This is a genomic window from Streptomyces camelliae (genome assembly GCF_027625935.1).
Classification (GTDB): Bacteria; Actinomycetota; Actinomycetes; order Streptomycetales; family Streptomycetaceae; genus Streptomyces; species Streptomyces camelliae.
This window is the reverse complement of record NZ_CP115300.1, coordinates 4,979,835-5,004,364: the sequence shown is the minus strand read 5'-3', so window position 1 is coordinate 5,004,364 and position 24,530 is coordinate 4,979,835. Positions and strand designations below refer to the sequence as shown.

At 72.2% G+C, this 24,530-nt stretch carries 24 protein-coding genes and 2 pseudogenes; 9 read left to right on the top strand and 17 right to left on the bottom strand.

Annotated features, from left to right (window positions below):
- Positions 1-81: 81 nt before the first annotated feature.
- The gene (locus O1G22_RS22855; protein WP_270083031.1) at positions 82-558 is read left to right on the top strand and encodes a carboxymuconolactone decarboxylase family protein; all 477 of its coding nucleotides are present in this window, start codon (positions 82-84) and stop codon (positions 556-558) included.
- A 29-nt stretch (positions 559-587) separates the two neighbouring features.
- On the opposite strand, the gene O1G22_RS22850 is transcribed toward O1G22_RS22855, so the two are convergent.
- Positions 588-1,013, bottom strand: coding sequence for a DUF2000 domain-containing protein (locus O1G22_RS22850; protein WP_270083030.1), 426 nt, complete (start codon positions 1,011-1,013; stop codon positions 588-590).
- A 49-nt stretch (positions 1,014-1,062) separates the two neighbouring features.
- Between O1G22_RS22850 and O1G22_RS22845 the strand changes: the two genes are divergently transcribed.
- A complete protein-coding gene (locus O1G22_RS22845) occupies positions 1,063-1,872 on the top strand; it encodes a helix-turn-helix transcriptional regulator (RefSeq protein WP_270083029.1) in 810 nt (269 codons plus the stop codon).
- 6 nt (positions 1,873-1,878) lie between these two features.
- Here O1G22_RS22845 and O1G22_RS22840 read toward each other — a convergent pair whose 3' ends face one another.
- Together O1G22_RS22840 and mshA are read right to left on the bottom strand one after the other, a co-directional pair.
- On the bottom strand, positions 1,879-2,379 hold the full coding sequence (locus O1G22_RS22840; protein ID WP_270083028.1) for a type III secretion system chaperone family protein: 501 nt from the start codon (positions 2,377-2,379) through the stop codon (positions 1,879-1,881).
- Positions 2,372-3,709 (bottom strand): D-inositol-3-phosphate glycosyltransferase, encoded by a 1,338-nt coding sequence (gene mshA / locus O1G22_RS22835; protein ID WP_270083027.1) that lies wholly within the window; start codon positions 3,707-3,709, stop codon positions 2,372-2,374. The genes O1G22_RS22840 and mshA overlap by 8 nt, the downstream gene beginning before the upstream one ends.
- A gap of 292 nt (positions 3,710-4,001) precedes the next feature.
- Here mshA and O1G22_RS22830 point away from each other — a divergent pair, with 292 nt between their 5' ends.
- The 4 genes from O1G22_RS22830 to O1G22_RS22815 all read left to right on the top strand — a co-directional run bounded on the left by O1G22_RS22830 (position 4,002) and on the right by O1G22_RS22815 (position 9,050).
- A complete protein-coding gene (locus O1G22_RS22830; RefSeq protein ID WP_270083026.1) occupies positions 4,002-4,709 on the top strand; it encodes an LAETG motif-containing sortase-dependent surface protein in 708 nt (235 codons plus the stop codon).
- Between the two features lie 520 nt (positions 4,710-5,229).
- Positions 5,230-6,075: a class I SAM-dependent methyltransferase gene (locus O1G22_RS22825; RefSeq protein ID WP_270083025.1), complete on the top strand. Its 846-nt coding sequence runs from the start codon at positions 5,230-5,232 to the stop codon at positions 6,073-6,075.
- A gap of 290 nt (positions 6,076-6,365) precedes the next feature.
- Complete coding sequence (locus O1G22_RS22820; RefSeq protein ID WP_270086495.1) at positions 6,366-7,463, top strand: C40 family peptidase; 1,098 nt, start codon at positions 6,366-6,368, stop codon at positions 7,461-7,463.
- A gap of 276 nt (positions 7,464-7,739) precedes the next feature.
- Entirely contained in the window at positions 7,740-9,050 is a 1,311-nt protein-coding gene (locus tag O1G22_RS22815) for a PP2C family protein-serine/threonine phosphatase (protein WP_270083024.1), read from the top strand.
- A 99-nt stretch (positions 9,051-9,149) separates the two neighbouring features.
- Here the strand turns inward: O1G22_RS22815 and O1G22_RS22810 are convergent, their stop codons facing one another.
- From O1G22_RS22810 to O1G22_RS22800, 3 genes are all read right to left on the bottom strand, one after another.
- Positions 9,150-9,500, bottom strand: a complete 351-nt coding sequence (locus tag O1G22_RS22810) for a DUF2516 family protein (protein ID WP_263636230.1) — start codon at positions 9,498-9,500, stop codon at positions 9,150-9,152.
- A gap of 115 nt (positions 9,501-9,615) precedes the next feature.
- Positions 9,616-10,212 (bottom strand): hypothetical protein, encoded by a 597-nt coding sequence (locus O1G22_RS22805; RefSeq protein ID WP_270083023.1) that lies wholly within the window; start codon positions 10,210-10,212, stop codon positions 9,616-9,618.
- Between the two features lie 78 nt (positions 10,213-10,290).
- Positions 10,291-10,719 (bottom strand): helix-turn-helix domain-containing protein, encoded by a 429-nt coding sequence (locus O1G22_RS22800; protein ID WP_270083022.1) that lies wholly within the window; start codon positions 10,717-10,719, stop codon positions 10,291-10,293.
- 119 nt (positions 10,720-10,838) lie between these two features.
- Between O1G22_RS22800 and O1G22_RS22795 the strand changes: the two genes are divergently transcribed.
- On the top strand, positions 10,839-11,213 hold the full coding sequence (locus O1G22_RS22795) for a VOC family protein (protein WP_270083021.1): 375 nt from the start codon (positions 10,839-10,841) through the stop codon (positions 11,211-11,213).
- 102 nt (positions 11,214-11,315) lie between these two features.
- Here the strand turns inward: O1G22_RS22795 and O1G22_RS22790 are convergent.
- The 3 genes and pseudogenes from O1G22_RS22790 to O1G22_RS22780 all read right to left on the bottom strand — a co-directional run.
- Positions 11,316-11,663 (bottom strand): annotated as a pseudogene (locus tag O1G22_RS22790) (sigma factor); the annotation flags it as partial.
- Positions 11,660-12,211, bottom strand: a complete 552-nt coding sequence (locus O1G22_RS22785; protein ID WP_270083020.1) for a carboxymuconolactone decarboxylase family protein — start codon at positions 12,209-12,211, stop codon at positions 11,660-11,662. The gene O1G22_RS22785 and the pseudogene O1G22_RS22790, both read right to left, overlap by 4 nt.
- A 97-nt stretch (positions 12,212-12,308) precedes the next feature.
- Positions 12,309-13,649: an aminotransferase-like domain-containing protein gene (locus O1G22_RS22780; RefSeq protein ID WP_270083019.1), complete on the bottom strand. Its 1,341-nt coding sequence runs from the start codon at positions 13,647-13,649 to the stop codon at positions 12,309-12,311.
- An 81-nt stretch (positions 13,650-13,730) separates the two neighbouring features.
- Between O1G22_RS22780 and O1G22_RS22775 the strand changes: the two genes are divergently transcribed.
- Together O1G22_RS22775 and O1G22_RS22770 are read left to right on the top strand one after the other, a co-directional pair.
- The gene (locus O1G22_RS22775) at positions 13,731-14,369 is read left to right on the top strand and encodes a LysE family translocator (protein WP_270083018.1); all 639 of its coding nucleotides are present in this window, start codon (positions 13,731-13,733) and stop codon (positions 14,367-14,369) included.
- A gap of 64 nt (positions 14,370-14,433) precedes the next feature.
- Complete coding sequence (locus tag O1G22_RS22770) at positions 14,434-16,800, top strand: excinuclease ABC subunit UvrA (protein WP_270083017.1); 2,367 nt, start codon at positions 14,434-14,436, stop codon at positions 16,798-16,800.
- Between the two features lie 125 nt (positions 16,801-16,925).
- Here O1G22_RS22770 and O1G22_RS22765 read toward each other — a convergent pair whose 3' ends face one another.
- From O1G22_RS22765 to O1G22_RS22730, 8 genes and pseudogenes are all read right to left on the bottom strand, one after another.
- Positions 16,926-17,555 (bottom strand): RraA family protein, encoded by a 630-nt coding sequence (locus tag O1G22_RS22765; protein WP_270083016.1) that lies wholly within the window; start codon positions 17,553-17,555, stop codon positions 16,926-16,928.
- A gap of 18 nt (positions 17,556-17,573) precedes the next feature.
- Positions 17,574-19,619, bottom strand: coding sequence for a HelD family protein (locus tag O1G22_RS22760; protein ID WP_270083015.1), 2,046 nt, complete (start codon positions 19,617-19,619; stop codon positions 17,574-17,576).
- A 50-nt stretch (positions 19,620-19,669) separates the two neighbouring features.
- Entirely contained in the window at positions 19,670-20,284 is a 615-nt protein-coding gene (locus tag O1G22_RS22755) for a TetR family transcriptional regulator (RefSeq protein ID WP_270083014.1), read from the bottom strand.
- Between the two features lie 20 nt (positions 20,285-20,304).
- A complete protein-coding gene (locus O1G22_RS22750) occupies positions 20,305-21,282 on the bottom strand; it encodes an ATP/GTP-binding protein (RefSeq protein ID WP_270083013.1) in 978 nt (325 codons plus the stop codon).
- A gap of 106 nt (positions 21,283-21,388) precedes the next feature.
- The gene (locus tag O1G22_RS22745; protein ID WP_270083012.1) at positions 21,389-22,114 is read right to left on the bottom strand and encodes an HAD family hydrolase; all 726 of its coding nucleotides are present in this window, start codon (positions 22,112-22,114) and stop codon (positions 21,389-21,391) included.
- A gap of 78 nt (positions 22,115-22,192) precedes the next feature.
- Positions 22,193-22,903, bottom strand: a complete 711-nt coding sequence (locus O1G22_RS22740; RefSeq protein ID WP_270083011.1) for an HAD family hydrolase — start codon at positions 22,901-22,903, stop codon at positions 22,193-22,195.
- Between the two features lie 23 nt (positions 22,904-22,926).
- The gene (locus O1G22_RS22735) at positions 22,927-23,823 is read right to left on the bottom strand and encodes a GntR family transcriptional regulator (protein WP_270083010.1); all 897 of its coding nucleotides are present in this window, start codon (positions 23,821-23,823) and stop codon (positions 22,927-22,929) included.
- Positions 23,820-24,449 (bottom strand): annotated as a pseudogene (locus tag O1G22_RS22730) (GntR family transcriptional regulator); the annotation flags it as partial. The pseudogene O1G22_RS22730 and the gene O1G22_RS22735, both read right to left, overlap by 4 nt.
- Between the last annotated feature and the right edge of the window lie 81 nt (positions 24,450-24,530).

Here is a 24,530-nt window from a genome sequence, read left to right as displayed (position 1 = left end):
CATCGCCTCTCGCCATGTCACATCCCGGCATCCCCCGGCGTCAGACGGGTGTAGTCAGCACCGAGGACACAGGAGTAGATCATGGAACCGCGTCTGAACCTCTTCGGCAACCCGCTCGCCGGCCGGGCGATCAAGCACCTGAACGCGGTGGGCCAGGTGGTCGTGGAGTCCGGGCTCCCCGCCGCCACTCAGGAACTGGTGAAGATCCGGGCCAGCCAGATCAACGGCTGCGGGTTCTGCACCGACATGCACACCAAGGACGCGCGCGCCGCCGGTGAGACCGAGCAGCGGCTGCACCTCGTCGCGGTGTGGCGGGAGGCCAAGGTGTTCTCCGAGGCCGAGCGGGCCGCCCTGGAGCTGGTGGAGGAGGGCACCCGGATCGCCGACGCGGCCGGTGGTGTCCCGGACGACGTGTGGGCGAACGCCGCCAAGCACTACGACGAGAACCAGCTCTTCGGCCTGATGACGCTGGTCGCGCTCATCAACGCGTACAACCGCCTGAACGTCATCGTCCGGATGCCCGCCGGCGACTACCAGCCGGGCCAGTTCCAGCACTGACCGCGACGTGCCAGGGGGCGCGGGTCACCTCACGGGTGCATCCGGGCCCCCTTCAGCACCTTGTCCACCCCGTTCCGGGGGCCGTACACCGCCAGCCCCACGAGGTCCAGCTCGGCCGTCGGCACGGCCCGTACCGCCGCGCGGTTGTCGCGGTCGTTGCCCGTCGTGAAGAGGTCCGCCGTGAAGACCGCGCGGGGCAGGGCGCGGTTCAACACCCTTGTGTGGGCCGCCTTCAGGGTCTCCTTCGTACCCTCGAAGACCAGGACCGGCTGGCGGAACATCGGCAGGTACGACACCCCGTCCGCGTCCTCGTACGGCTCCCCGATCACCTCCTCGATCTCGCTGCCCAGGCCGCTGACCAGGAACGCGGTCACATTGAGGCGCTGCCAGGGCTCCAGGTCCTCGCGGAGCAGTACGGCGATCTTCGTGTCGAAGCGGATCGGTTCGGTGTTCATGGACTGAGACTGCCGCGCCGCCGGGCGGGCGGTCTTGTACGTTCTTTGCGTGGCCGCAGCTCAGCCGGACGTCTCCGCCTGGCGCCCACGGGTCCCGGGTGTCGTGGAGGTCTTCCACGCCCGATTCACCGAGTACGCCTATCCGATGCACGTCCATGACGTCTGGACGCTGCTCATCGTGGACGACGGGGCCGTACGGTACGAGCTGGACCGGCACGAGCACGGAACCCCGCTCGGCACCGTGACCCTGCTGCCGCCGCACGTCCCGCACAACGGCTCCCCCGCCACCCCGCAGGGCTTCCGCAAGCGGGTGCTGTACCTCGACACCAGCCGGCTCGGTGCCGACCTCATCGGCCCCGCCGTCGACCGGCCCGATCTCGTCGACCCCCTGCTGCGGCGGCGCGTCGGGCAGCTGCACTCCGCCCTCGCCCGGCCCGGCGACGAGCTGGAGGCGGAGAGCCGGCTGACCCTCGTCGGGGAGCGGTTGCGGGACCATCTGCGGGGCCGGGGCGGTACGTCCGCGCACCGGAGCGATCCGCTCCTCGCCGGACGGCTGCGCGAGCTGCTGGACGCCCGGGTCGTCGACGGGATGCGGCTGGAGGAGGCCGCGCGGCTGCTGCACGCCCACCCCGCCCATCTGGTACGGGCGTTCAGCGCCGCTTACGGCATCGCACCGCACCAGTACCTCATGTCACGGCGGGTCGGGCGGGCCCGGCGGCTGCTGCTGGACGGGCAGGCGCCGGGCGAGGTGGCGGCGGCGACCGGCTTCTGCGACCAGGCCCATCTCACCCGGCACTTCAAGAAGCTGGTCGGGGTCACTCCGGGGCGCTACCGGGTCAGTTCGCGCCGGTCGTCGTAGCGACCGTCAGTCGGCCGGGCGCTCGATCAGATGGCGGAACGCGTCCAGGTTGCGCGTGGACTCGCCCCGGGACACCCGCCAGGCGTACTCCTTGCGGATGGAAGAGGCGAAGCCCAGCTCCAGCAGGGTGTTGAAGGCGCCGTCGGCCGCTTCCAGGACCTGGCCGAGGAGGCGGTCGATCTCGTCGGGGGTGACGGAGGCGAGGGGGAGGCGGGCGGTGACGTAGATGTCGCCGAGGCGGTCCACGGCGTAACTGACGCCGTACAGCTTGAGGTTGCGCTCCAGGAGCCAGCGGTGGACGCCGGGCTCGTTCTCGTCGGGGTGGCGGACGACGAAGGCGTTCAGGGACAGCGAGTGACGGCCCACCAGGAAGGAGACCGTCGTGGACAGCTTGCGGGTGCCGGGGAGTTTGACCACGTAGTTCCCGGGCTCGGGGCTCTCCCACTCCAGTTCGGCGTCCTTGAGGGCACCTTCGAGGATCTGCCCCGCCTTCTCCACATCACCCATGGGGGGAGCGTACGCGACGGCGGTGGGACTGGGTCGCGGCCATGTAGACCTCGGCGGTGGCGGCGGCCGCCGTGTCCCAGCCGAAGGACTGGGCGTGGCGAGCGGCGGCCTGCCCCATGCTCGTCGCGAGGGACGGCTCGTCGGCGAACCGGTGCAGCACGCGCGCGTAGTCGGCCGGGTTGTGGCCCGCCACGAGGAAGCCGGTCTCGCCGTCGCGCACGGCCACCGGGAGACCGCCGACGGACGCCGCCAGCACCGGCGTACCGGCCGCCTGCGCCTCTATGGCGACCAGCCCGAACGACTCGCTGTACGACGGCATGACCAGCACGGACGCGGCCCGGAACCAGTCCGCGAGCTGTTCCTGGCCGACCGGCGGCCGGAACCGTACGACGTCCGCGATGCCGAGCCGTGCGGCGAGCTTCTGCAGGCCCTCCGGCTTGGCGAGGCCGCTGCCGCTCGGGCCGCCGACGACCGGGACGAGGATGCGCGAGCGCAGCTCGGGGCGCTCGTCCAGCAGCACCGCCACGGCACGCAGCAGGACGTCCGGGGCCTTCAGGGGCTGTATGCGGCCCGCGAAGAGCGGGATCAGGGCGTCCTGGGGCAGGCCCAGGCGGAGGCGGGCGGCGGCGCGGCCGTCGGCCGGGCGGAAGCGGTCGAGGTTCACGCCGGGGTGGACCACGGCGACCTTGGCGGGGTCGGCCGCGTAGTGCCGGACCAGCTCGTCGGCCTCCTCGTCCGTGTTGGCGATGAGCCGGTCGGCGGCGGCCACGATCTGGGTCTCACCGATGACGCGGGCGGCGGGCTCGGGCGTGTCGCCGTCGGCCAGGTTGGCGTTCTTGACCTTGGCCATGGTGTGCATGGCGTGCACCAGGGGCACGCCCCAGCGCTGGGCGGCGAGCCAGCCGACGTGGCCGGAGAGCCAGTAGTGGGAGTGGACGAGGTCGTAGTAGCCGGGGCGGTGGCCGGCCCAGGCCTGCATCACGCCGTGTGTGAAGGCGCACAGCTGGGCGGGCAGGTCCTCCTTGGCGAGGCCTTCGTACGGCCCCGCGTCGACATGGCGCACGAGGACGCCCGGGGCCAGCTGGACGGTGGGGGCGAGGCCGCCGGAGGTGGCGCGGGTGAAGATCTCGACCTCGATGCCCTGCGCGGCGAGGCGCTGGGCCAGCTCCACGATGTAGACGTTCATGCCGCCGGCGTCGCCGGTGCCGGGCTGGTGGAGCGGGGACGTGTGCACGGAGAGCATGGCGACCCGGCGGGGTCGGCGGTGCAGCCGGAGCCGGGGGGAGGCGGCCGGGGAGCGTCGCCCGAGCCTGCTGACGTAGTGGCTCACCGTGGCGTTCCTCCTTACTGCGGGCATGCCGGACGGAGGTCCGGGCTCGGCCTCCGAGGGAGTCAACAGCGGCCGGGCGTCCCGCCATTTCCCGATCAAGCGGCTTTACTCAATCATGACCCGGGGTCGATCAACCGTTCGGGGGCAGGGGTGGGGGTACTTGACCCACCAAGAGGAGACCCTTGGACCAGCCTTGACCTGCGCCGATACAACCTTTGACAGGACACGGCCAGCCCCGGTACACGCTTCCTCGTCGGATGTCACCCCCCCTCACCGAACCCCGAGGACCAGCGTGTTCCGTTCCCGTCACCTCACCAGGGCGGCTCGTGTCGTCGGCACGTCAGCCGCCGCGGCCGCGCTCTCCGTCGCCGCCGCCCAGACCGCGCTCGCCTGCAGCATCGCCGACTTCTCCGCCGCCCCCGCCTGCGACAGCTCGGGCAAGCCGGTCGTCCGGGTCACCGACAAGGACCCCTCCGGCACGCCGGCCACGCTCACCCTGAAAATTGAGCTGAGCATGCCCGGCGGGGAGCGGGACCTCGACACGCAGACGATCCAGCACCCGACCGCGCAGGGCGTCAGCGTCGACCTGCATCCCCTGACCTGGCACGCCGGACAGACCTTCGTGATCCACGTCAAGGCGGGCGACAGCGTCGACGAGGACCTCAAGCCCCCGGTGGTCGTACCGGACAACTTCACCTGCGCCCCCGCCGGCTCCTCCTCGGCCTCCCCGACGCCGACCGCCCCCGCGTCCTCGGCCCCCACCGCTCCCGCGTCCTCGGCGCCGTCCGCCACCCCGGCCCCGGTGCACAGCGGCGGTGGCACGGCCGCCTCTCCCGTGGCGAGCAGCGCCCCGTCACCCGCGGGCGGCGGTACGCACCTCGCCTCGACCGGCGCCTCCGGCAACACCCCGCTGATCGCCGGCGCGGCAGCGGCGCTGGTCCTCGCGGGCGCCGGCATCGTCACAGCCCTGCGCCGCCGCACGGCACACCGCGCCGGCTGAGCCCGGCATCCGGCTGGGCAAGCCGCTCCGACTGACTGCGGCGCCCGGCCCGGGGAGCGGCTTCCCGCCGCCTCCGGCGCCGGGCCCGGCGAACCGCTTCCCGGCGACTCCGGCACTGGGCCCGACCATTCCAGGCCGAGCCCGGCAGGCCACGACAACGGGCCCGGCCATCCAGCCCGGCAGGCCGATCCCACCGACCCATGCACCGGGCCCGACCATTCCAGGCCGGGCCGACAAGCCACGACAGCCGGCCCCGCCATCCGACCCGGCAGACCACTCCCGCCGACCCCGACACCAGGCCCGACCACTCCAGGCCGGGCCCGACAAGCCCCTCCAGCCGACGCCGGCGCTCGGCCCGCCGACCGGCACCGCCGTCGCCACCGGTCGGCCGACCGCCACCACCACGCCCGGCCCGGCAACCACCACGCCCGGCCCGGCCAACCACCACGTCCGGCCCGGTCGGCGCCGCACCCACCTCCAGCCCGGCCGACGCCGTACCCGCCCCCTTACCCTCGTAGGCATGACAGCCCGCGCAGCGACCCTCCCCCACTCTCGGCTTCGCGGGGGGACCCCCATCGTGGGAACGGTGACGCGCGGGACGACCAATCCCAATCGGCTGCGGCGCATGGACCGTTGGATCGCCGCCACGCACGGGGCCGAGCTGCGTCGCGCCGAGGATCCGCTGGCGGTCGACCTCGGATACGGCGCCGCGCCCTGGACCGCCGTCGAGCTGCTCGGCCGGCTGCGGACCGCCGCGCCGCGCGCGCGTGTGGTCGGTGTCGAGATCGAGCCGGAGCGGGTCGCGGCGGCCGAGCCGTACGCGCGGGAGGGGCTCGTCTTCCGGCACGGCGGGTTCGAGATCCCCGTCCCGGGGCGCCCGGTGCTCGTGCGGGCCGCCAATGTGCTGCGCCAGTACGACGAGGACCAGGTCGCCGCCGTCTGGGAGCGGCTGCGCGCGCGGCTCGCCCCGGCCGGCGCCGGTTCGCGCGGCGGGCTGCTGGTCGAGGGGACGTGCGACGAGATCGGCCGGCGGCATGTGTGGGTCGCGCTCGGCCCGGAGGGGCCGCGGACCGTGACCTTCGCGACGCGGCTGGGCTCGCTGGAGCAGCCGTCCGACCTCGCCGAGCGGCTGCCGAAGGCGCTGATCCACCGCAACGTACCCGGTGAGCCGGTGCACGCCTTCCTGCGCGACTTCGACCGGGCCTGGGCCGCCGCCGCACCCTACGCCTCCTACGGCGCCCGCCAGCGCTGGCTGCGCGCGGTACGGGACCTGACGGCCGACTGGCCGGTGACGGACTCCCCGGCCCGCTGGCGGCAGGGCGAAGTGACGGTGGCGTGGGAGGCGTTGGCGCCGCGCGGCCGCTGACCGCTGACCGCTGACCGCTGACCGCTGACCGCTGACCGCTGACCGCTGACCGCTGACCGCTGACCGCTGACCGCTGACCGCTGACCGCTGACCGCTGACCGCTGACCGCTGACCGCGCAGGAACGATCTCTGCGCGTCGTTCGTCACACCGGCGGGGAGATCGTCATACCGGGGCCGGTGAGGGGGGAACAGGAGAGAAACACCTGCCTCTGTCGCTTTGCGCCGTGACGTGGCACGATCCCCCAGATACGGTAAGTTACTGACGGTAAATCAGTTTGGGGGTACGGGTGATGGGCTGGGGCAAGCGCGGCATCCTGACGGCCGCCGTGACCGTGGTCTGCGCGGTGACCGCGCTGGCGGCACCCGGCGCGGCCTTCGCCGCCCCGGTACCGACACCGAGTACGTCCCCTTCCCCGGCCCCCTCCCCTTCGCCGTCCTCAACTCCCGCGCCCAGCAAGGACCTTGAGAAGGTCCGCGAGAAGCTCGACGGGCTGTATCACGACGCGGCCGTCGCCACCGACGCCTACAACGCGGCCGAGGAGAAGGCCAAGAAACAGTCCGCCGAGATCGTCGCGCTGGCGAAGAAGATCGTCGAGGGGCAGGAGAAGCTCGACCGGCTCAAGGACCAGGCGGGCGCGGCGGCCCGCGAGCAGTACCGCACCGGAGGCATCCCGCCCACCGCCCAGTTCCTGCTCAGCGACGACCCGGCCCAGGTCCTGGACGGCGCCGGGCTGGTGCTCCAGGGCCAGCGGGCGACGAGGGACCTGATCGGCGAACTGACCCGCACCCAGAACGACTTGCAGGCGTACGCCGACGACGCCGCCGAGCAGTGGCAGAAGCTGGACACCGAGCGCAAGGCGAAGGCCGCCGCCAAGAAGAAGATCGAGCAGCAGATCTCCGCCGCCAAGAAGCTGGAGTCCGAGCTGGCGAAGCGGGACCAGGAGCGGCTGCGGCAGCTGGAGGACCAGGCCGCGCTGCAGGCGCAGACCTCCTGGCTGGACACCGGCATCCTCAAGGAGATCAACGGCAAGGCGTCCGAGCAGGGCAAGAAGGCCGTCGCGTTCGCCACCGCCCAGCTCGGCAAGCCGTACGTCTGGGGCGCCGAGGGCCCGGAGTCGTACGACTGCTCGGGCCTGACCTCCCAGGCCTGGGCGGCGGCCGGCCACCCCATCCCGCGCACCTCGCAGGAGCAGTGGCAGCAGCTCAAGCACATCGACATCAAGGACATGCGGCCCGGCGACCTCATCCTCTACTTCACCGACGCCAGCCATGTCGCCCTCTACATCGGCGACGGCGCGATCATCCAGGCCCCGCGCCCGGGCCGGAACGTGACGATCGCGGGCGCCGGCTCGATGCCGATCCTGGGGGTCGTACGGCCCGACGCATAGCCCTCACGGAGGGGTGTGCGGTGACACGGGTCACGTGACCCACCGCACGCCCACTCGCGCCCAAACCCCGGCAGGACGTGAGCTTCGTCATTCCGGGTGGTCCGGCGCCCTGTCCAACTGCGGTACGGAACGCGGCATATGACGGCGGCCTGCGCGGGAGCGACGCGGCTCACACCATTCCATCGGGACGGGCAATGCCGCTATGGTCACCCGTCGGTGGCTTCGAGACCCTCGGCGCCGCCCATGCCCTCGGGGGGAGGGAAGGAACCCAAGACGATGCCCGTACCCATACCGCGGCAGAGAGCGATCCCGGCCGCGGAGAGTGGTCAGGCTGAGGCCGCCTCCACAGTCGGCGGCCCCCTCAAGGAAGAGGCCCAGCTGGCCCACCGCGACGCCACGCCCACGAGCGGCACCGGCACCACGCTCACCCTGCTGCTGATCGAGGACGATCCGGCCGGCTCGCCGATCGTGCCCGAACTGCTGGACGCGTCCGGCAAGCCGATCCGGGTGCGCACCGCCCGCAACCTCACCGAGGCCGAGCGGCTGCTCACCGACGACGTCCACTGCATCCTGCTGGACCTCGCCCTGCCCGCGCCGGGCGGCAGCGACGCCGACGACGAGCTGGCCGTGCTCAAGCACGTGCTCCGGCTCGCGCCCCGGCACGCCGTGCTCGCGCTGACCGCCTCCGCCGACGCCGAGCGCGGCGCCGAGGCCGTGCGCGTGGGCGCCCAGGACTATCTCTTCCGGGACGAGCTGGACGGCCGGCTGCTCAGCCGCGCCATCCGGTACGCGGTGGAGCGGAAACGTTCCGACACCGCCGAGCGGCGGCTGGCCGAGGGCCGGCTGCGCGCGCAGGAGAACCGCCGGCTGGAGCGCGGGCTGCTGCCCACGCCCCTGCTGGACGGCTCCTCGCTGCGCTTCGCCGCCCGCTACCGCCCCGGCCGCTCGCGGGCCCTGCTCGGCGGCGACTTCTACGACGCCGTCCGCACACCCGACGGCACGGTGCACGCCATGATCGGTGACGTCTGCGGCCACGGCCCGGACGAGGCCGCGCTCGGCGTGGAGCTGCGCATCGCCTGGCGTGCGCTGACGCTGGCCGGGCTGTGCGGGGACGAGCTGCTGGGCACGCTGCAGCAGGTGCTGGAGCACGAGCGCGCCGACGAGGAGATCTTCGCGACGCTGTGCACGGTGGACATCGCGCCGGACGGGCGGAGTGCGGGCCTGTGCCTGGCCGGGCACCCGGCGCCGCTGCTCGCCCGTCCCGGGCGGGACGCGCGACTGCTGCCGTACGACAACAACGGGCCCGCGCTCGGGCTGCTGCCCGGGGCCCGGTGGCCGCGGATGCAGGTGGAGCTCGGGGCCGAGTGGAGTCTGATGCTCTACACCGACGGGCTGATCGAGGGCCGGGTCGGTGCGGGCGGTGAGCGTCTGGGGCAGGACGGGATGGTGTCGATGATCCGCCGGCAGCTCTCCGAGGGGCTGCGGGGAGAGGCGCTGTTGCGGGCCGCGGTCACCGAGGTCCGTGAGCTCAATGGGGGCGAGCTGACGGACGACGTGGCTGTGGTGTTGCTGGACAGGACGTCGTAGGCGAAGTCCCGCCCGCGCCCCTCGGTCAGCTGTCAGCCATCAACTGTCCGCTGATGGCTGACAGCTGACGGCTGATGGCTGACTCCAGGGGCGCAATTTTCAGCGGCCCCCGTTGTACGGACCGTACGGGCCGTCGCTGCTGCTTCCCCTGCCCCGGCGGCGGAAGCCGCCCCGGCCGCCCCGCCCGCCGGAGACCTGCTGAAGGGCCGGGCGGACGTCGACGAAGAAGACGATCGTGGCGACCAGACCCGCGAGCTGGAGGAACAGCATGGGCACGAAGAGGTTCACGCCCACCGCCACGCCCAGGATGATCAGCCAGAAGCCCTTGTTCTGCTTGTCCGCGGCGCGGTAGGCGTCCTCGCGGAAGATCGCGGCCATCACGAACGCCACGATGGCGAACGCCAGCATGGCCGTGAAGATCAGCCACATCACTCCGCCGACTGCAGTCATCAGCACAGTACCCACCACCCGAGTCGACTCGTCCGTACAGCCACCGTACCCATACAACGGGCCGGACACCCCGAAGGTGCCCGGCCCGGTATCGCTGTCGTCGCGTCGCCCGCGCTCACTTCGCCGGCGGCGTGGTCTTCTTCGCCGTGGTGCTCTTGCGCGGGGCCGGGGCCTTCCGGGCGGCCGGCTTCTTGTCCGCGGCGGGCTCGGACGTGGCCTCGGCGGGCTTCGGCTCGTCCTTGGCCCCGGCCGGCTCGGGCTCGCCCTCGACGGCGACGGCCAGTTCCTCGATGCCCTCGGCGGCCTCGCCGCGCCAGTGCTTCACGGTCTGCTCGCCGTGCTCGGCGACCTTCTCGTAGGTCTCGCGGGCCTTGACGGCGTACTCGGCGGCGACGCCGACGCCGCGCAGGGCGAGGTCCTGGGCCTGCTCGCCGAGCTTCTTCAGGTCCACGTCGAGGGTGCCGAGGAACTCGTTGACCTTCGTCTGGAGGGTCTCCTGCGCCTCCTTGGCGCGGGCGGCGGCCTTCTCCTGCACGGCCTTGGGGTCGGTGTTGCGCACGGCCTCGATGCGGGCCGGTGCCTCGGCGCGCAGCTGCTCGACCAGGGCGGGCACCTTCTTGGCCTGCTGGTAGGCGAGGTCGGCGGTGCCGGCGGCGAAGTAGAGCGGAGTCGGGTCGCTGAGGGTCTTGCGCAGGTCGTCGGTGATGGCCATGGTGTTCAGGTCCTCCCGGATTCGCGTTCGGCTGAGGTTGGTGTGGTCCGCGGTGGGGCGGCCGGCGCCCTGGTCCGGTTATCCGGCCGTCCGCCGCGGACCGGCATCGATATCGACATCGGCATCGCCGTCCTCGGCCCCGGCGGGCTCGCCGACCCCGAGTCCGTTCTCCTTGCGGAAGGACTCGTAGATCTGGAGCAGCACCTGCTTCTGCCGCTCGTTGAGCGAGGGATCGGCGAGGATGACCGCCCGGGTCTCCACTTCGTCCAGGTCCCGCTCCGCGTCGAGGATCCCGGCGCGGACGTACAACGTCTCGGCGGAGATGCGCAGGGCCTTGGCGACCTGCTGGAGCACCTCCGCGCTGGGCTTGCGCAGCCCGCGCTCGATCTGGCTCAGGTACGGATTGGACACCCCGGCGGCATCGGCGAGCTGCCGCAGCGACAGCTGGGCGTTCCGCCGCTGTTCGCGCAGGTACTCACCGAGGTTGCCGACGTTCAGCGATGCCATGCCTCCACCTTGCCCCACCCCTGCTAACAATTGCAAGCATCCGCTTGCAAAAGTGTGTCGCACGGGTGGGCCGATTAAGGACTGGCTGCCTGCGGTCGCCGCCTCGTAGGGTGCCGATCATGGCGTGCCGTATTTCCGAACTGATCATTCCCTGCCAGGATCCGCAGCGGCTGGCGGCGTTCTGGTGCGAGGTGCTGGACTTCATCGTGCTCGACCCCGACGACGGCGGCGCGGTGGAGATCGGGCCACGGGAGGGGTTCGGCGGACTGCAGCCGACTCTGGTCTTCGTCCCCGCCACCGAGCCCAAGGCGGGCCCGCTGCGGCTGCACTTCGACGTCAACGCCACCGACCGCGATCAGGCCGCCGAACTGGAACGCCTCCTGAAGCTCGGGGCGCGCCCGGCCGACATCGGCCAGAACGGCGACGAGCCCTGGCACGTCCTGGCCGACCCCGAAGGCAACGAATTCTGCCTCCTGCGAGCCCGTCTGAGCTGAGCGCACTGCACCCGCGGAACTACCGGGACAGTTCCGACGGTTCGTCCAGCCTGGTCAGCCACACCGGCGTCGTCTCCAGCGGGGTTAAGGGCGTGGGAGGTGCCGCCAGGTCGGCCCGAGGGTCTCCGGCACGGTCAGCATCGCCATCGAGACGCTCTCCGCGAGCTCGACGTCCTCGGCGACATCGGGGCTGGTGAGCAGCGGTTCGGGCAGCCACTCGCCGACGTACTCCGCGCGCCTGCGCGACAGGCTGCGCAGGCGGTTGAGCGACTGGCGGGTGACCGTCCGGACGAGGTACGACCGCGGGTCGCGGACCCTGGCCCGGTCGACGCCGGCCCAGCGCAGTCAGGACTCCTGGAGCACGTCCTCGGCGTCGGCGGCCGAGCCGAGGATCTCGTAGGCGACCGTGAAGAGCAGGCTGCGGTGGGCGACGAACGGGTCCTCGGTCATGCCTTCGGCGCCAGGGGGATCGAGCAGGCGTCGGAGTAGCCCTGCGAGGTGATGCCGTGCGCCGTGTTGCACCGGGTCGCCAGGTTGGCGAAGCCGATGAACACGGTGAGTTCGACCAGGGCCGCCGGGCCGAGCCGGTCGAGCAGCCGCGCCGAGAGCTCGTCGGTGACGGTCGACGGGGTGTTCGTCATGGCCTCCGCGTACTCCAGCACGTCCCGCTCCAGCGGGGTGAACACGTCCGACACCCGCCAGCGCGGCACCTGGCTCGCCTTGGCCAGGTCCAGGTTCTGGTTCAGCGCGTGGAAGTAGTTGATGTCGAGGCACCAGCAGCAGCCGACCTGGGCCGCGACCGCCATGTGCGCGAAGGTCTTGAGGCTCGCGTCGGCCTCGTCCAGCGAACCGATCGCCGCCGAGAACTCCTGGTTGGCCTCGGCGAGCTTCGGGTGGTTCCACAGCACTTCGAAGGGCTCGGGCACCGAGCCGAGCTGTTCCAGCACCGCCTGCCGCAGCCCGGCGGGAATTTCTGCCTTCGGAATGCGCACCGTCATCGTCTTCTCCCCGTACGAAGGTCTAAGTCGTGTGGCCTGTCCGGTGGTTCGGCATGAAGACACCGGCCGGTGCGCGGATGTGACACCCGGGCTCGCGTCAGTCCGTGACGAGGTCCTCCGGGGCCGAGCGGGCCAGGCCGGCGAGGGTGGTGAGCGCCTGGGCGAGGACGTCCGGCGGGGGTGTGGCCAGGCCCAGGCGGACGGCGTTCGGGGCGTGGCCGGCGTCGACGGTGAACGCGGCGGCGGGTACGACCCCGATGCCGTGCCGCGCGGCGGCGGCGACGAAGGTGTCCGCCCGCCAGGGGCGCGGGAGGTGCCACCAGCAGTGGTAGGAGCGCGGCTCGCCGCGCACCGGGAACCCGGCGAGGCACCGGGCCGCGAGCTCCTGCCGTACCGTCGCCTCCCGCTGCTTGGCGGCGACCAGCTTCCGTACCGTGCCGTCCTGCTGCCAGCGGTGGGCGGCCTCCAGGGCGAAGCGCATCGGGGCCCAGCCGCCCGCGCGCAGGGCGGCGGCGACCGAGGCCGTCAGGGCGGGCGGGGCGACCGCGAAGCCCAGGGTCAGGCCGGGGGCGATGCGCTTGGAGAGGCTGTCGATCAGGACGGTCCGCTCGGGGGCGTACGCGGCGAGCGGCGGGAGTTCGTCGCGCAGGAACGCCCAGATCGCGTCCTCCACGGCGGGCAGTCCGAGGCTCAGCAGCACCTCGGCCAGCTCCTCGATCCGCCGCTCGGGCATGGTGAGCGAGAGCGGGTTGTGCAGCCTCGGCTGGACGTAGAGGGCGTGCAGCGGGGCGGCCGCGTGGGCCTCGGCCAGCGCCTGCGGGACCAGGCCGTCCTCGTCCATGGGCAGCGGGACGAGGGTGATGCCGAGCCGGGCCGCCACCGCCTTGATCACCGGGTACGTGAGCTCCTCCACCCCGAGGCGGCCGCCCGGCGGCACCAGGGCGGTGACGGCGGCGGAGAGGGCCTGCCGGCCGCCCGCCGCGAACAGCACCCGCGCAGGGTCGGGGCGCCAGCCGCCGCGGGCGAGGAGGCCGGCGGCGGACTCCTGGACGGCGGGCAGGCCGGCGGCGCCGACCGGGCGCAGGGCGTGCGCGAGGGCGTCGGGGCGCAGCAGGCCGCCGAGCCCCTCGGCGAGCAGTGCGCTCTGTCCGGGTACGGCCGGGTAGTTCAGCTCCAGGTCGATCCGGCCGCCGGCCGCCGGTTCGGTGAGCGCGGGAGCGGTCTCGTCCTGCGCCGCGCGGACGTACGTACCGCGTCCGACCTCGCCCACGGTCAGGCCGCGGCGGGCCAGTTCGCGGTACACGCGCGTGGCGGTGGAGTTGGCGATGCCGTGCCGTTTCGCGAACGCGCGCTGCGGGGGCAGCCGGTCGCCGGGGCGCAGGGCGCCGGAGCGGATCTCCTCGGCCACGGCGTCGGCGACGCTCAGGTAGTCGGTCACGGTCAGCCACCTCACCACAGAATTGCACCGAGAGCAATCTTTTGATTGCACTGAGCTATTGAACTGACCTACGCTCCCCGCATGATCGAGCCAAGCGAAGTGTTCGGCGTGAGCGTGGTGGCACTCGGCATGGTGCTCACCCCCGGCCCGAACATGATCTATCTCGTCTCGCGCAGCATCACCCAGGGCAGGCGCGCCGGGATGATCTCCCTGGGCGGCGTGGCCCTGGGCTTCCTGACATACCTGCTCGCCGCGAACCTGGGCCTGTCCGTCGTCTTCACCGCCGTACCCGAGCTGTACGTCGCGGTGAAGCTGGCCGGCGCCGCCTATCTCGCGTATCTCGCCTGGAGCGCCCTGAAGCCGGGCGGCATCTCGGTCTTCGCCCCGCAGGACGTGCCGCACGACTCGCCGCGCAGGCTGTTCACGATGGGCCTGACGACGAATCTGCTCAACCCGAAGATCGCCGTCATGTACGTCTCCCTCATCCCGCAGTTCATCGATCCGGGCCGGGGCCATGTCCTGCTCCAGGGGCTGGTGCTGGGCTCCGTGCAGATCGTGGTGAGCATCGCGGTGAACACGGCCATCGTGCTCGCCGCCGGCACCATCGCGGTCTTCCTCGCCCGCCGCCCCTCCTGGCTGAAGGTGCAGCGCCGGCTGATGGGCACGGTGCTGGGTGCGCTCGCCGTCTCGCTGGCCGCCGACACCTCGGGACCGGCGTAGCCCCTGCGGATGTGGTCAGGATTCGAGAAGCGCCGGCCGGGCGGGCGGCGTTAGGTTGGCCGGCATGGACCTCACCGCAGCGCACGCCGCCGACAGCCATGACCTGATCCGAGTGCACGGTGCCCGTGAGAACAACCTAAAGGACGTCGACGTCGAGCTGCCCAAGCGCCGGCTGACGGTCTTCACCGGCGTCTCCGGCTCGGGCAAGAGCTCCCTGGTGTTCGACACGATCGCCGCCGAGTCGCAGCGGCTGATCAACGAGACGTACCCCGCCTTCGTGCAGGGGTTCATGCCCAACCTGGCGCGTCCCGAGGTCGACGTCCTCGACGGGCTGACGACCGTGATCACCGTCGACCAGCAGCGGATGGGCGCCGACCCGAGGTCCACCGTCGGCACCGCCACCGACGCCAACGCCATGCTGCGCATCCTCTTCAGCCGGCTCGGCACCCCGCACATCGGCTCGCCCAAGGCGTTCTCCTTCAACGTGGCCTCGATCAGCGGCGCCGGCGCGGTGACCGTCGAGCGCGGCGGGCAGCAGGTGAAGGAGCGGCGCAGCTTCAGCATCACCGGCGGCATGTGCCCGCGCTGCGAGGGCCGGGGCACGGTCTCCGACCTCGACGTCACCCAGCTCTACGACGACTCCCTGTCCCTGAACGAGGGCGCGCTGACGATCCCCGGCTACAAGTCCGGCGGCTGGAACTACCGCCTCTACACCGAGTCCGGCCTGGTCGACCCCGACAAGCCGATCCGGAAGTACACCAAGAGGGAGCTGCAGGACTTCCTGTACCGCGAGCCGACCCGCATGAAGATCGCGGGCATCAACATGACGTACGAAGGTCTGATCCCGCGGATCCAGAAGTCGATGCTCGCCAAGGACAAGGAGGGCATGCAGCCGCACATCCGGGCCTTCGTGGACCGCGCGGTCACCTTCACGGTCTGCCCCGCGTGCGAGGGCACCCGGCTCACCGAGGCGGCCCGGTCCTCGAAGATCGCGGGGGTCAGCATCGCCGACGCGTGCGCGATGCAGATCAGCGACCTGGCGCAGTGGGTGCAGGGGCTGGACGAGCCGTCGGTGGCGCCGCTGCTCGGCTCGCTGCGGCACACCCTGGACTCGTTCGTGGAGATCGGCCTCGGCTATCTCTCGCTGGACCGGCCGGCGGGCACGCTGTCGGGCGGCGAGGCCCAGCGCGTGAAGATGATCCGCCACCTCGGCTCCTCGCTCACCGACGTCACGTACGTCTTCGACGAGCCCACCACCGGGCTGCACCCGCACGACATCCGGCGGATGAACGACCTGCTGCTGCGGCTGCGCGACAAGGGCAACACGGTGCTGGTCGTGGAGCACAAGCCGGAGGTCATCGCGATCGCCGACCACGTCGTGGACCTCGGCCCCGGCGCCGGCACGGCGGGCGGCACGGTCTGTTTCGAGGGCACCGTCGAGGCGCTGCGGGGCAGCGGCACCCTCACCGGCCGCCACCTGGACGACCGGGCGGCGGTGAAGGAGGCCGTGCGCAAGCCGACCGGCGCCCTGGAGATCCGCGGGGCGACGACACACAACCTCCAGGACGTGGACGTCGACATCCCGCTCGGCGTGCTGTGCGTGGTCACCGGTGTCGCGGGCTCCGGCAAGAGCTCGCTCGTGCACGGCTCCGTGCCCAAGGGCGCGGACGTCGTCTCCATCGACCAGACCCCGATCCGCGGCTCCCGGCGCAGCAATCCGGCGACGTACACCGGGCTGCTGGAGCCCGTCCGCAAGGCCTTCGCCAAGGCCAACGGCGTCAAGCCGGCCCTGTTCAGCGCCAACTCCGAGGGCGCCTGCCCCACCTGCAACGGCGCCGGGGTCGTCTACACCGACCTGGCGATGATGGCCGGGGTCGCCACGACCTGCGAGGAGTGCGAGGGCAAGCGGTTCGAGGCGTCGGTGCTGGAGTACACACTCGGCGGGCGGGACATCGCGGAGGTGCTGGCGATGTCGGTGACCGAGGCCGAGGAGTTCTTCGGGACCGGCGAGGCGCACATCCCGGCCGCCCACAGGATCCTCCGGCGGATGGCCGACGTCGGCCTCGGCTACCTCACCCTCGGCCAGCCCCTGACCACCCTGTCGGGCGGCGAGCGGCAGCGGCTGAAGCTGGCCACGCACATGGCCGACAAGGGGGGCGTGTACGTCCTGGACGAGCCGACCACGGGTCTCCATCTGGCCGACGTCGAGCACCTGTTGGGCCTGCTCGACCACCTGGTCGACTCCGGCAAGTCCGTCATCGTGGTCGAGCACCACCAGGCCGTCATGGCCCACGCGGACTGGATCATCGACCTCGGGCCCGGGGCCGGGCACGACGGGGGGCGGGTGGTCTTCGAGGGGACACCGGCCGAGCTGGTCGCCGCGAAGTCGACTTTGACCGGGGAGCACTTGGCCGAGTACGTGGGGGCGTGAGGGAGCGGTTCAGCGCCGTTGGGCTCTCGGTTCGCTGCCGGGTGCGGGTGCTCCGTAGCCGCGCAGTTCCCCGCGCCCCTGGGGAGTCGCGGTGCCGTCGGCTCCCCCGGCCTGCCCCACCCCCCTCAGCCCTCGAACCCACCGGCCGCCAACAGCTCGTCGATCCGCGCCCGATGAGCCTTCTCCCAGTCGTCCAAGGTCTCCTCGGCCTCCTTCGCGAGCTTCGCCCGCGCCGCCCGCAGGACTTCCTCCGCCCGTGCCGCCGGTACGACCACCACGCCCTCCTCGTCCGCCACGACCACGTCCCCCGACTCCACCCGGACACCCCCGCAGCGCACGGGCTGGTTCAGCGGTCGTACCGCCTTCTTCGCGCCCGGGATCGGGATGATCCCCCGGGCGAAGACGGGGAAGCCCAGCTCGCGGACCTCGCCGAGGTCGCGGATGAGACCGTCGGCGACGAAGGCGGCCACGCCGTTGCGCTGCGCGACCGCGCACACGTTGCCGCCGGCCAGCGCGAAGTCGAGGTCCCCGGACTCGACCACGATCACCGAACCGGACGGGGCGCGGTGGATGGCGGCGTGCAGCATGAGGTTGTCGCCGGGCGGGCAGCTGACGGTGAACGCCGGTCCGGCGACGCGCGGTACGGGTCCCCACAGCGGCCGTATCCCGATGTCCATGACGTGTGCACGGCCGAGCAGGTCGGCGAAGGTGGTCGTCGGGATTCCGGCAAAGGCTTCGGCTTCGGTGTCGGTCATGCCCGCACGCTATCGCCGTCAGAACGGCAGCGGGCGGGAGTGGATCACGTCCAGCCGGGACACCGCCCGGGTCAGGACGACGTACAGCCGGTGCGCGCCCCGCTCCTCCGCCTCCGCGACCGCCGCCGGTTCCACGGCCACCACGTGGTCGTACTCCAGGCCCTTGACCATGCTCGCCGGTACGACGGTCACCCGGGCGCCCAGTGTGTCCGGGCCGGACGTGGCGATCCCGGCCGCCGTCAGGGCCGCCGCCACGTCCACCGTGTCCGCGTCCGCCGCGACCACACCCACCGAGCCCTCCCGGGCCAGCGCCTCGCGGACCGCCGTGACCGTCGTGCCCGGCACGTCCGTCGTCGGCCGGAGCCTCACCTCCCCGTCGGTGCGCAGGGACCGGGCGGCCGGGACCGACACGTCCAGGCCCGCCAGCAGCCTGTTGGCCAGGGCGACGACGGCCGCCGGTACCCGGAAGCCGGTCGTCAGCGGCACCACCGTCGCGTCCGGTTTGCCAAGGTGGCGCAGCTGGGCCGGCCAGTCGCGGGCGGCCCACGGGGTGGTGCCCTGGGCGAGGTCGCCGAGGACGGTCAGCGAGCCGAAGGCGGCCCGGCGGGCGATCGCCCGGCACTCCATGGGCGACAGGTCCTGCGCCTCGTCCACCACGATGTGCCCATAGCCCTCGGGGTGCTCGATCAGCCCCGACAACTCGTCCAGGAGCACCAGATCCGCCGCCGACCAGCGGGCCGACTTGTACGAGCGCGGCGGGCGGGGCCACACCAGTGCCGCCTGCTCGTCCGGGTCCAGGAGGCCGTCCGCCGCCCGCGCCAACGCCCGTGCGTCCGTGAGGAGTTCGGCGAGCACCTCCTCCGGGCGGGCCTTCGGCCACACCGCGTCCAGGTGGGCGGTCAGCGGCCGGGCCCGTTCGATGCGGCGCACCCAGGCGGCCGGCAGCACCCCGGAGCGCCGCTCGGCCTGCTCGCGCAGCCGCCGTACCACCCGGGTGCGCACCCGCTCCCGCCCGATGGCGTACGGCGGCTCCTCGGCGCGCACCTCCGCGACGATGCCGGCCAGCTCGGCGGCGGACACCCGCCAGCGGTACGAGCCGTCCGGTACGGCGAGGTCGGCGATCCCCTCGGTGCTCACGCGCGCGTACAGCGCCCGGCGCAGCACCTCGGCCATGCGGGCATCGTGCTTGACGGTGGCGGTGGCCACGGGGTCGGTGCCCTTGACCGGCTGGTGGGCGATCTCCTCCGGCAGGGTGGCCTGCCGGACCCCTGACTCCCCCAGGGACGGCAGCACCTCGGCGATGTAGGAGAGGAACGTGCGGTTGGGGCCGAGGATCAGCAGGCCGGCGCGCTGGAGCCGTTTGGGGTGGGTGTAGAGGAGGTAGGCGGCGCGGTGCAGGCCCACGGCGGTCTTGCCGGTGCCGGGGGCGCCCTGGACGCACACCGAGTCGGTGAGGGCGGCGCGGACCAGGTCGTCCTGTTCGGGCTGGATGGTGGCGGCGATGTCCCGCATGGGGCCGACCCGGGGCCGCTCGATCTCGCGGGCGACGATGTCGCTGGTCCGGGAATCGCCCCGGCCCAGGTACTCGTCCTCCAGCCCGGTGAGGTCGGCGGAGTCGCCGCTGCCGCCGGGCGCCCAGCCGAACCGGCGCCGTATCTCCACACCCTGGGGATCGCGGGCGCTCGCCTGGTAGAAGGCGCGGGAGACGGGGGCCCGCCAGTCGATCACAAGGGGCGGGGCGGCCGGGTCCTCGGTGATGCGGAGGCGGCCCACGTGGTAGTCCATGCCGCCGTGCCCGGGGTCGTCGTCGGCGAAGTCCAGGCGGCCGAAGAACAGCGGGCCGGGCGGGAGTTCGCGCAGCTCCTTGGCCTGGCTGCGCAGCCGGTGTCCGAGCACCTCGGCGTCGGCCCCGGAGGCGGAGACGTCCTCGCCGATGACGACCTGCTCGGCGGCGCCCTCGATCATCGCGGTGAGGGCGGCACGGCAGCGGTCGTGGTGGGCGCGCTCGGCGTGGAGGGTTTCGGTGAGGGCGGGGTCGGTGAGGGCGGGATCGAGTGACGTCATGACGCCAGCGTACCGCCATAGCGTTACCGAGTTACATTTTTAACCCGGTCTCATTCATCGACATCCAGGCGCGGCAGACACTTCGCCAGCCGCGCGAACGCCCGCTCGGCGGCCCGTACGGCGTCCGGCGCCACCCCCTCGACCGGCTCCCCCGCCGCGATCCGCCGGAAGTTCTCCAGCGCGAGGATCCGCTGCACGGCGATGATCTGCCCGGCGGCGAGCCGGGCGTCCAGGTCCCCGCCGAGCGCCTCGGCGAGGGCCGCCTCCGACCGCTCCTGGTGCCGGTACGCCCGTGCGACCAGGGACGGGGTGCCGTAGAGCAGGGTGTGGAAGGCGAGGACGGCCGGGTGGTCGTTCAGGCCGGTGACCGGGTCGCGGCGCTCCAGCCCGGCGAGGAAGTGCCGGCGCAGCACGTCCACCGGGTCGGCCGCACCGGCGACCACCCGCGCGGCCTCCGTCTCGTGGTCGGCGATCCGGTGCAGGACCAGGTCCTCCTTGGCCGGGAAGTACCGGAAGAGAGTCGGCTTGGAGATCCCGGCCGCGGCGGCGACCTCCGCCACGGACACCGCGTCGAAGCCCCGCTCCAGGAACAGCCGTACGGCGATGTCCGACACGTCCTGGTACATCCGCTGCTTCTTGCGCTCACGCAGGCCCATCTCACCCATGAGGCCGAGCCTATGCCGGGTCAGTCACCGCTCTGGGGAGCCGGGACCGGGGTTGCCGGGGCAGCCGGGGGCGCCGGAGTCGCCGAGGCGGGTGCGGTCAGGGCACGGGCCTGGTTCCAGAGGGTGTCGAAGTACTCCCGTTTGCGGCTGATGGTGTCCCGCGCCCGCTGTCCGTCCTCCCAGCGCCAGCCGGTCAGCATCACCTCGTTCCCGAGGAGGTCGAGCACCTGCCTGCCGTTCTCGTCGGGCCACAGCACGGCCTTGTCGTACGCGCCCTCGGCCATGAAGCTGTCGTCGATCAGATACAGCTTCTCGCCCGGCGTGAAGTGCAGCACCTGGAACTCGACCGACAGGTTTCCCTGTCCGCGGTCGCGCATCCGGACCTTGGCCTGCTTCAGGTCCCGCTCGTAGCGGCGGACCTGGTCGTCCAGGCGGGCGCGGAACTCGGGCGAGTCACACGCCTGGCCGTCGACCACCTGCCCCGGCACGTCCATCTCCCGCAGGAAGTCCGGGACGAGGAACCGCACGGTCACCTCGCGCCCCGCGTAGGCGGGCAGGGCCTGGAGGGACTCCTTGAGGCTGGTGACGACGGTCTCCCCGGTGAAGCACATGACGCGGAACTCGACCCGCTCCTTGTCCCGCAGCGCGCTGTGGAACTCCGCCAGCACCTGGTTCTGGGTGATCGGCGCCCCGGCCGCCGACCGCTGGGCCTCGCCGAGCAGGGCCACCTGCCCGCTCAGGACCCGGATGGTGTCCCGCAGCTCCGCCGTGGTCTCCCGCTGGGTCTCGTGGGCCGAGTTCAGCCGCTGCACCTCGCTGTAGAGCAGGAAGCCCACCAGGCTGAGCAGCGCCCCGCCGATGTAGACGTTGCCCTGCAGGGCGTCGCCCAGCGGCTTCACGAACTGGGCCACCAGGTTCAGGCCGAACACGGCCAGCAGCACGACCTTCGACACCGTGCCCTCGGCCCGCGCCCAGCCGGCCGCCACCCTGCTCCTCAACGTGCTCTCCGCCACCAAATCCCCCTACTGGCAGGCGCGTTGGAATCGTGCCGTTCATGGTGCCCGGTGCCGGGTCCGCTCAGGAAGAGGGTCGCACCGGTCCGGTTCAGCGCGGGATCCGGGCGAGCAGGGGCGCGTACGACGCCAGCACGATCTTGGCCCCGGCATCGCGCATCAGCTGCCGCTTCCCGGTATTGCGTCCGATGCCGAGGAACCGGACGCCCGCCTGCTCGGCCGCCATGAAGTCCGTCGGGGTGTCACCGATCATCACTGCCTCGTCCGGCGGCAGGCGCAGGTCCTTCAGGGCGCGGTCGAGCACGTCGGGGTGCGGCTTCATCAGGTCGGGGTCGGCTTCGCGGCCGTGAACGACCGCGAAACTCTCCCACAGCCCTTTCGCGCGCAGGTAGTCCTCCGCCGCGGCCGCCGCGTTGTTCGTGACGACGGCCAGCCGGGTGCCGCGCCCGGTCAGCCACTCGATCAACTCGGCCGCGCCAGGAGTGGGCAGCGCGGTCCGGGCGGCTCTCCGCTCGCCGACGGTGACCTGCTGCTCCATTCGCGCCACCAGGTCGCCGACGTCCCGCTGCCGCCGGGCGCGGTGGACGGCGCGCAGCACCACGTGCGGGTCCTTGTCGCTCCGCTCGGCCGGGGAGAGCACGTCCAGCAGGCCCTCGGCGGCCACGGTCTCCCGCAGGGCGTCCGCGAGCGGCAGCGAGCTGTCGTACGGGAACAACCGGCACAGCGGCCCGTCGAAGTCGAACAGCACGCAGGCCGGGCCGGTCCCGTCGGTCAGGAGCTGCCACGCCTCCTCGGCGTCCTCGTACGTACCAGCCATGCCGTTCCACCCGCTCCTCGAACCGGTCACCCGCCGTACCCTGCCAGCCTGCCCCGGAACCGGCCGCGAACACCCGGCCTATGTCCTGAGGAGCATCAGGAGCGGTTCCAGCGACTGTACGACCAGTCCGGCGCCCGCGGCCCGCAGGAGCCGCTCCTTGTGCGCGTTGCGCGCGTAGCCGAGAAACGGCACGCCCGCGTCGTGCGCGGCGGCGAGATCGGCGGATGAGCCGCCGATCGTCAGGGCCGCCTCGGGGGCGGAACCCATCGCGGACAGGGCCCGGTTCAGGCAGTGCGGGTCGGGCTTGAGGAGGTGCAGGTCGGTCGTGCGGCCGTAGATATGGGGGGCGAAGCAGGACGTCAGGCCACGGTCGTTCAGATAGGCGCGGACCACCTTGGGCGAGTTGTCGGTGGTGATGGCCAGCCGGGATCCGACCGCGGTCCAGGTGCGTATCAGGGGGTCGGCGTAGACGGTGGGCATCGCGGAACCGGCGGCGCGCAGTTCCTCCTGGGTGAGGCGTTCCTCCAGCTCGGCCACGAGGTCACTGCCGGGGTACCGGCGGTGCACGGCACGCAGCACCACATGCGGGTCCAGCGAGTCGCGCTCGACGTCGCTGAGCAGATCGTGCAGCCCGCGCCCGGCCAGCCAGTCCAGCAGCTCGGCTGCCACGCGTTCCGCCGTGTGCCGCGCGAACAGCCGGCAGATCGGTCCGTCGAAGGCCCACAACACACAGCGGGCCGGTGTGATCAGTTCCCGAAGCTTTTCGATCTCGCTCGCATCAGAGGTCACATCAGAATGCGCATCAGAAGTCACTAGGAGAGTGTCAGGTCCGTCGTGATGGTTTCCCAGAGGGCGTCGAACCACTTCTGCGACTGCTCCACGAACGCCGCGTCCCGCTGTCCGGCCCGCTGCTCGAAGGAGAACAGCAGGGACTCCAAGCCGAGGGTGTCGTACATCTCCAGCGTGCCGCTGTCGGTGGGCTCCTCGCGCCGCGTGATCATGTAGTGCGCGAACAGCGCCTCCACCCCGTTGAGCAGGTACAGCTTGACCGGCGGGGTGAACGGCAGCTCCCGGAAGGTGACCTGGACGTCGATGTCGTGGGTGCCGCGCAGCGACTGGAGGTTGTACCGGAGCACCTGCCCCACGGCGTTGCGCATGGCCAGCCACCGCTGGTGCACGGTGTCGTCCTCCGCGCTCCCGGCGTCGACCGAGACCGGGAAGGCGAGGTTGATGTCCCGGCTGGGCAGCATGATCCGGGCGTCGATCCGGTCCGGCCGCAGCCGTCCCTCGTGGATCAGCCGCAGCGGCTCGCCGAGCGCCGGGATCAGGCTCTGAGCGGTCAGGCAGACGGCCTCGATGCGCACGTGCGGCGCCGCGAACGCCTCGATCAGCCGGGGCGCGAGCGCCACCATGGTCGGCTGCGGGACCTCACTGGCCGGCCGCAGGACCTCACTGGCCGGCCGCAGGACCTCACTGGCCGGCCGCGGCTCGGCGGCCCGTGGCGGGCTCCCCTTGCCGACGTTGCTGAGCAGGCCCTCCTGCTGGAGGATGCGCAGCGCCTGGCGCACGGCACCCCGCACGACCCCGAACTCCTCGGCCAGCTCGGTCTGCGTCGGCAGCCGCTCGCCGGGGCGCAGGGCACCCGTGCGGATGCGTTCACGCAGAGTGTCGGCGACCCCCTGGGCCGTGTGTCTTCCGCTGCCGTTCACGGCCGTCCGCCTCCCAGGGGCAGGTCCGAACTGATCGTCTCCCACAGCGCGTCGAACCACTTCTGCGACCGCTCCACGAACACCGCGTCCCGGACCCCGGCCCGCGCCTCGAAGGCGAACAGCATCGAGCGGGTGCCGTCGGCGTCGTACAGCTCCAGAAGCTCGTGCTCGATCTCCCGCTCGCGCCGCAGGAGCGTGTAGTACGCGAACAGCGCCTCGGAGCCGTTCAGCAGATACAGCTTGACCGGCGGGGTGAACGGCAGGGCGCGGAAGGAGACGTGCACGTCGATGCCGTGCGTGCTCCGCAGGGCCCACAGGTTCTGCGCCAGCACCATGCCCTGGGCGTTGCGCTGGGCCAGCCAGCGCCGGTGCAGCAGCCCGCCGTCCTCGGTGACCGGCGCCGGGAAGGCGAGGTCGATGTCGTGGCTGGGCAGCAGCACCCTGACGTCGATCCTGGCCGGTTTGAGCCGTCCGGCGTGGATCAGGCGGAGCGGCTCGCCGATCGCGAGGGTCAGCGAGACCGAGGTCAGACACAGGGCGTCGAGCGTCACGTGCGGTGCCTGGAACGCCTCCGTCATGCGAGGGGCCAGACCGACGAGCGTGGGCTGCGGCAGGGCGGCCGGCCCCGGCACGAACGAACCTTCCGACATCACACTCGAACGGTACAACTTTGCGCCAACTTCGGGCAGTTGGTCGGCAGCAGCCAC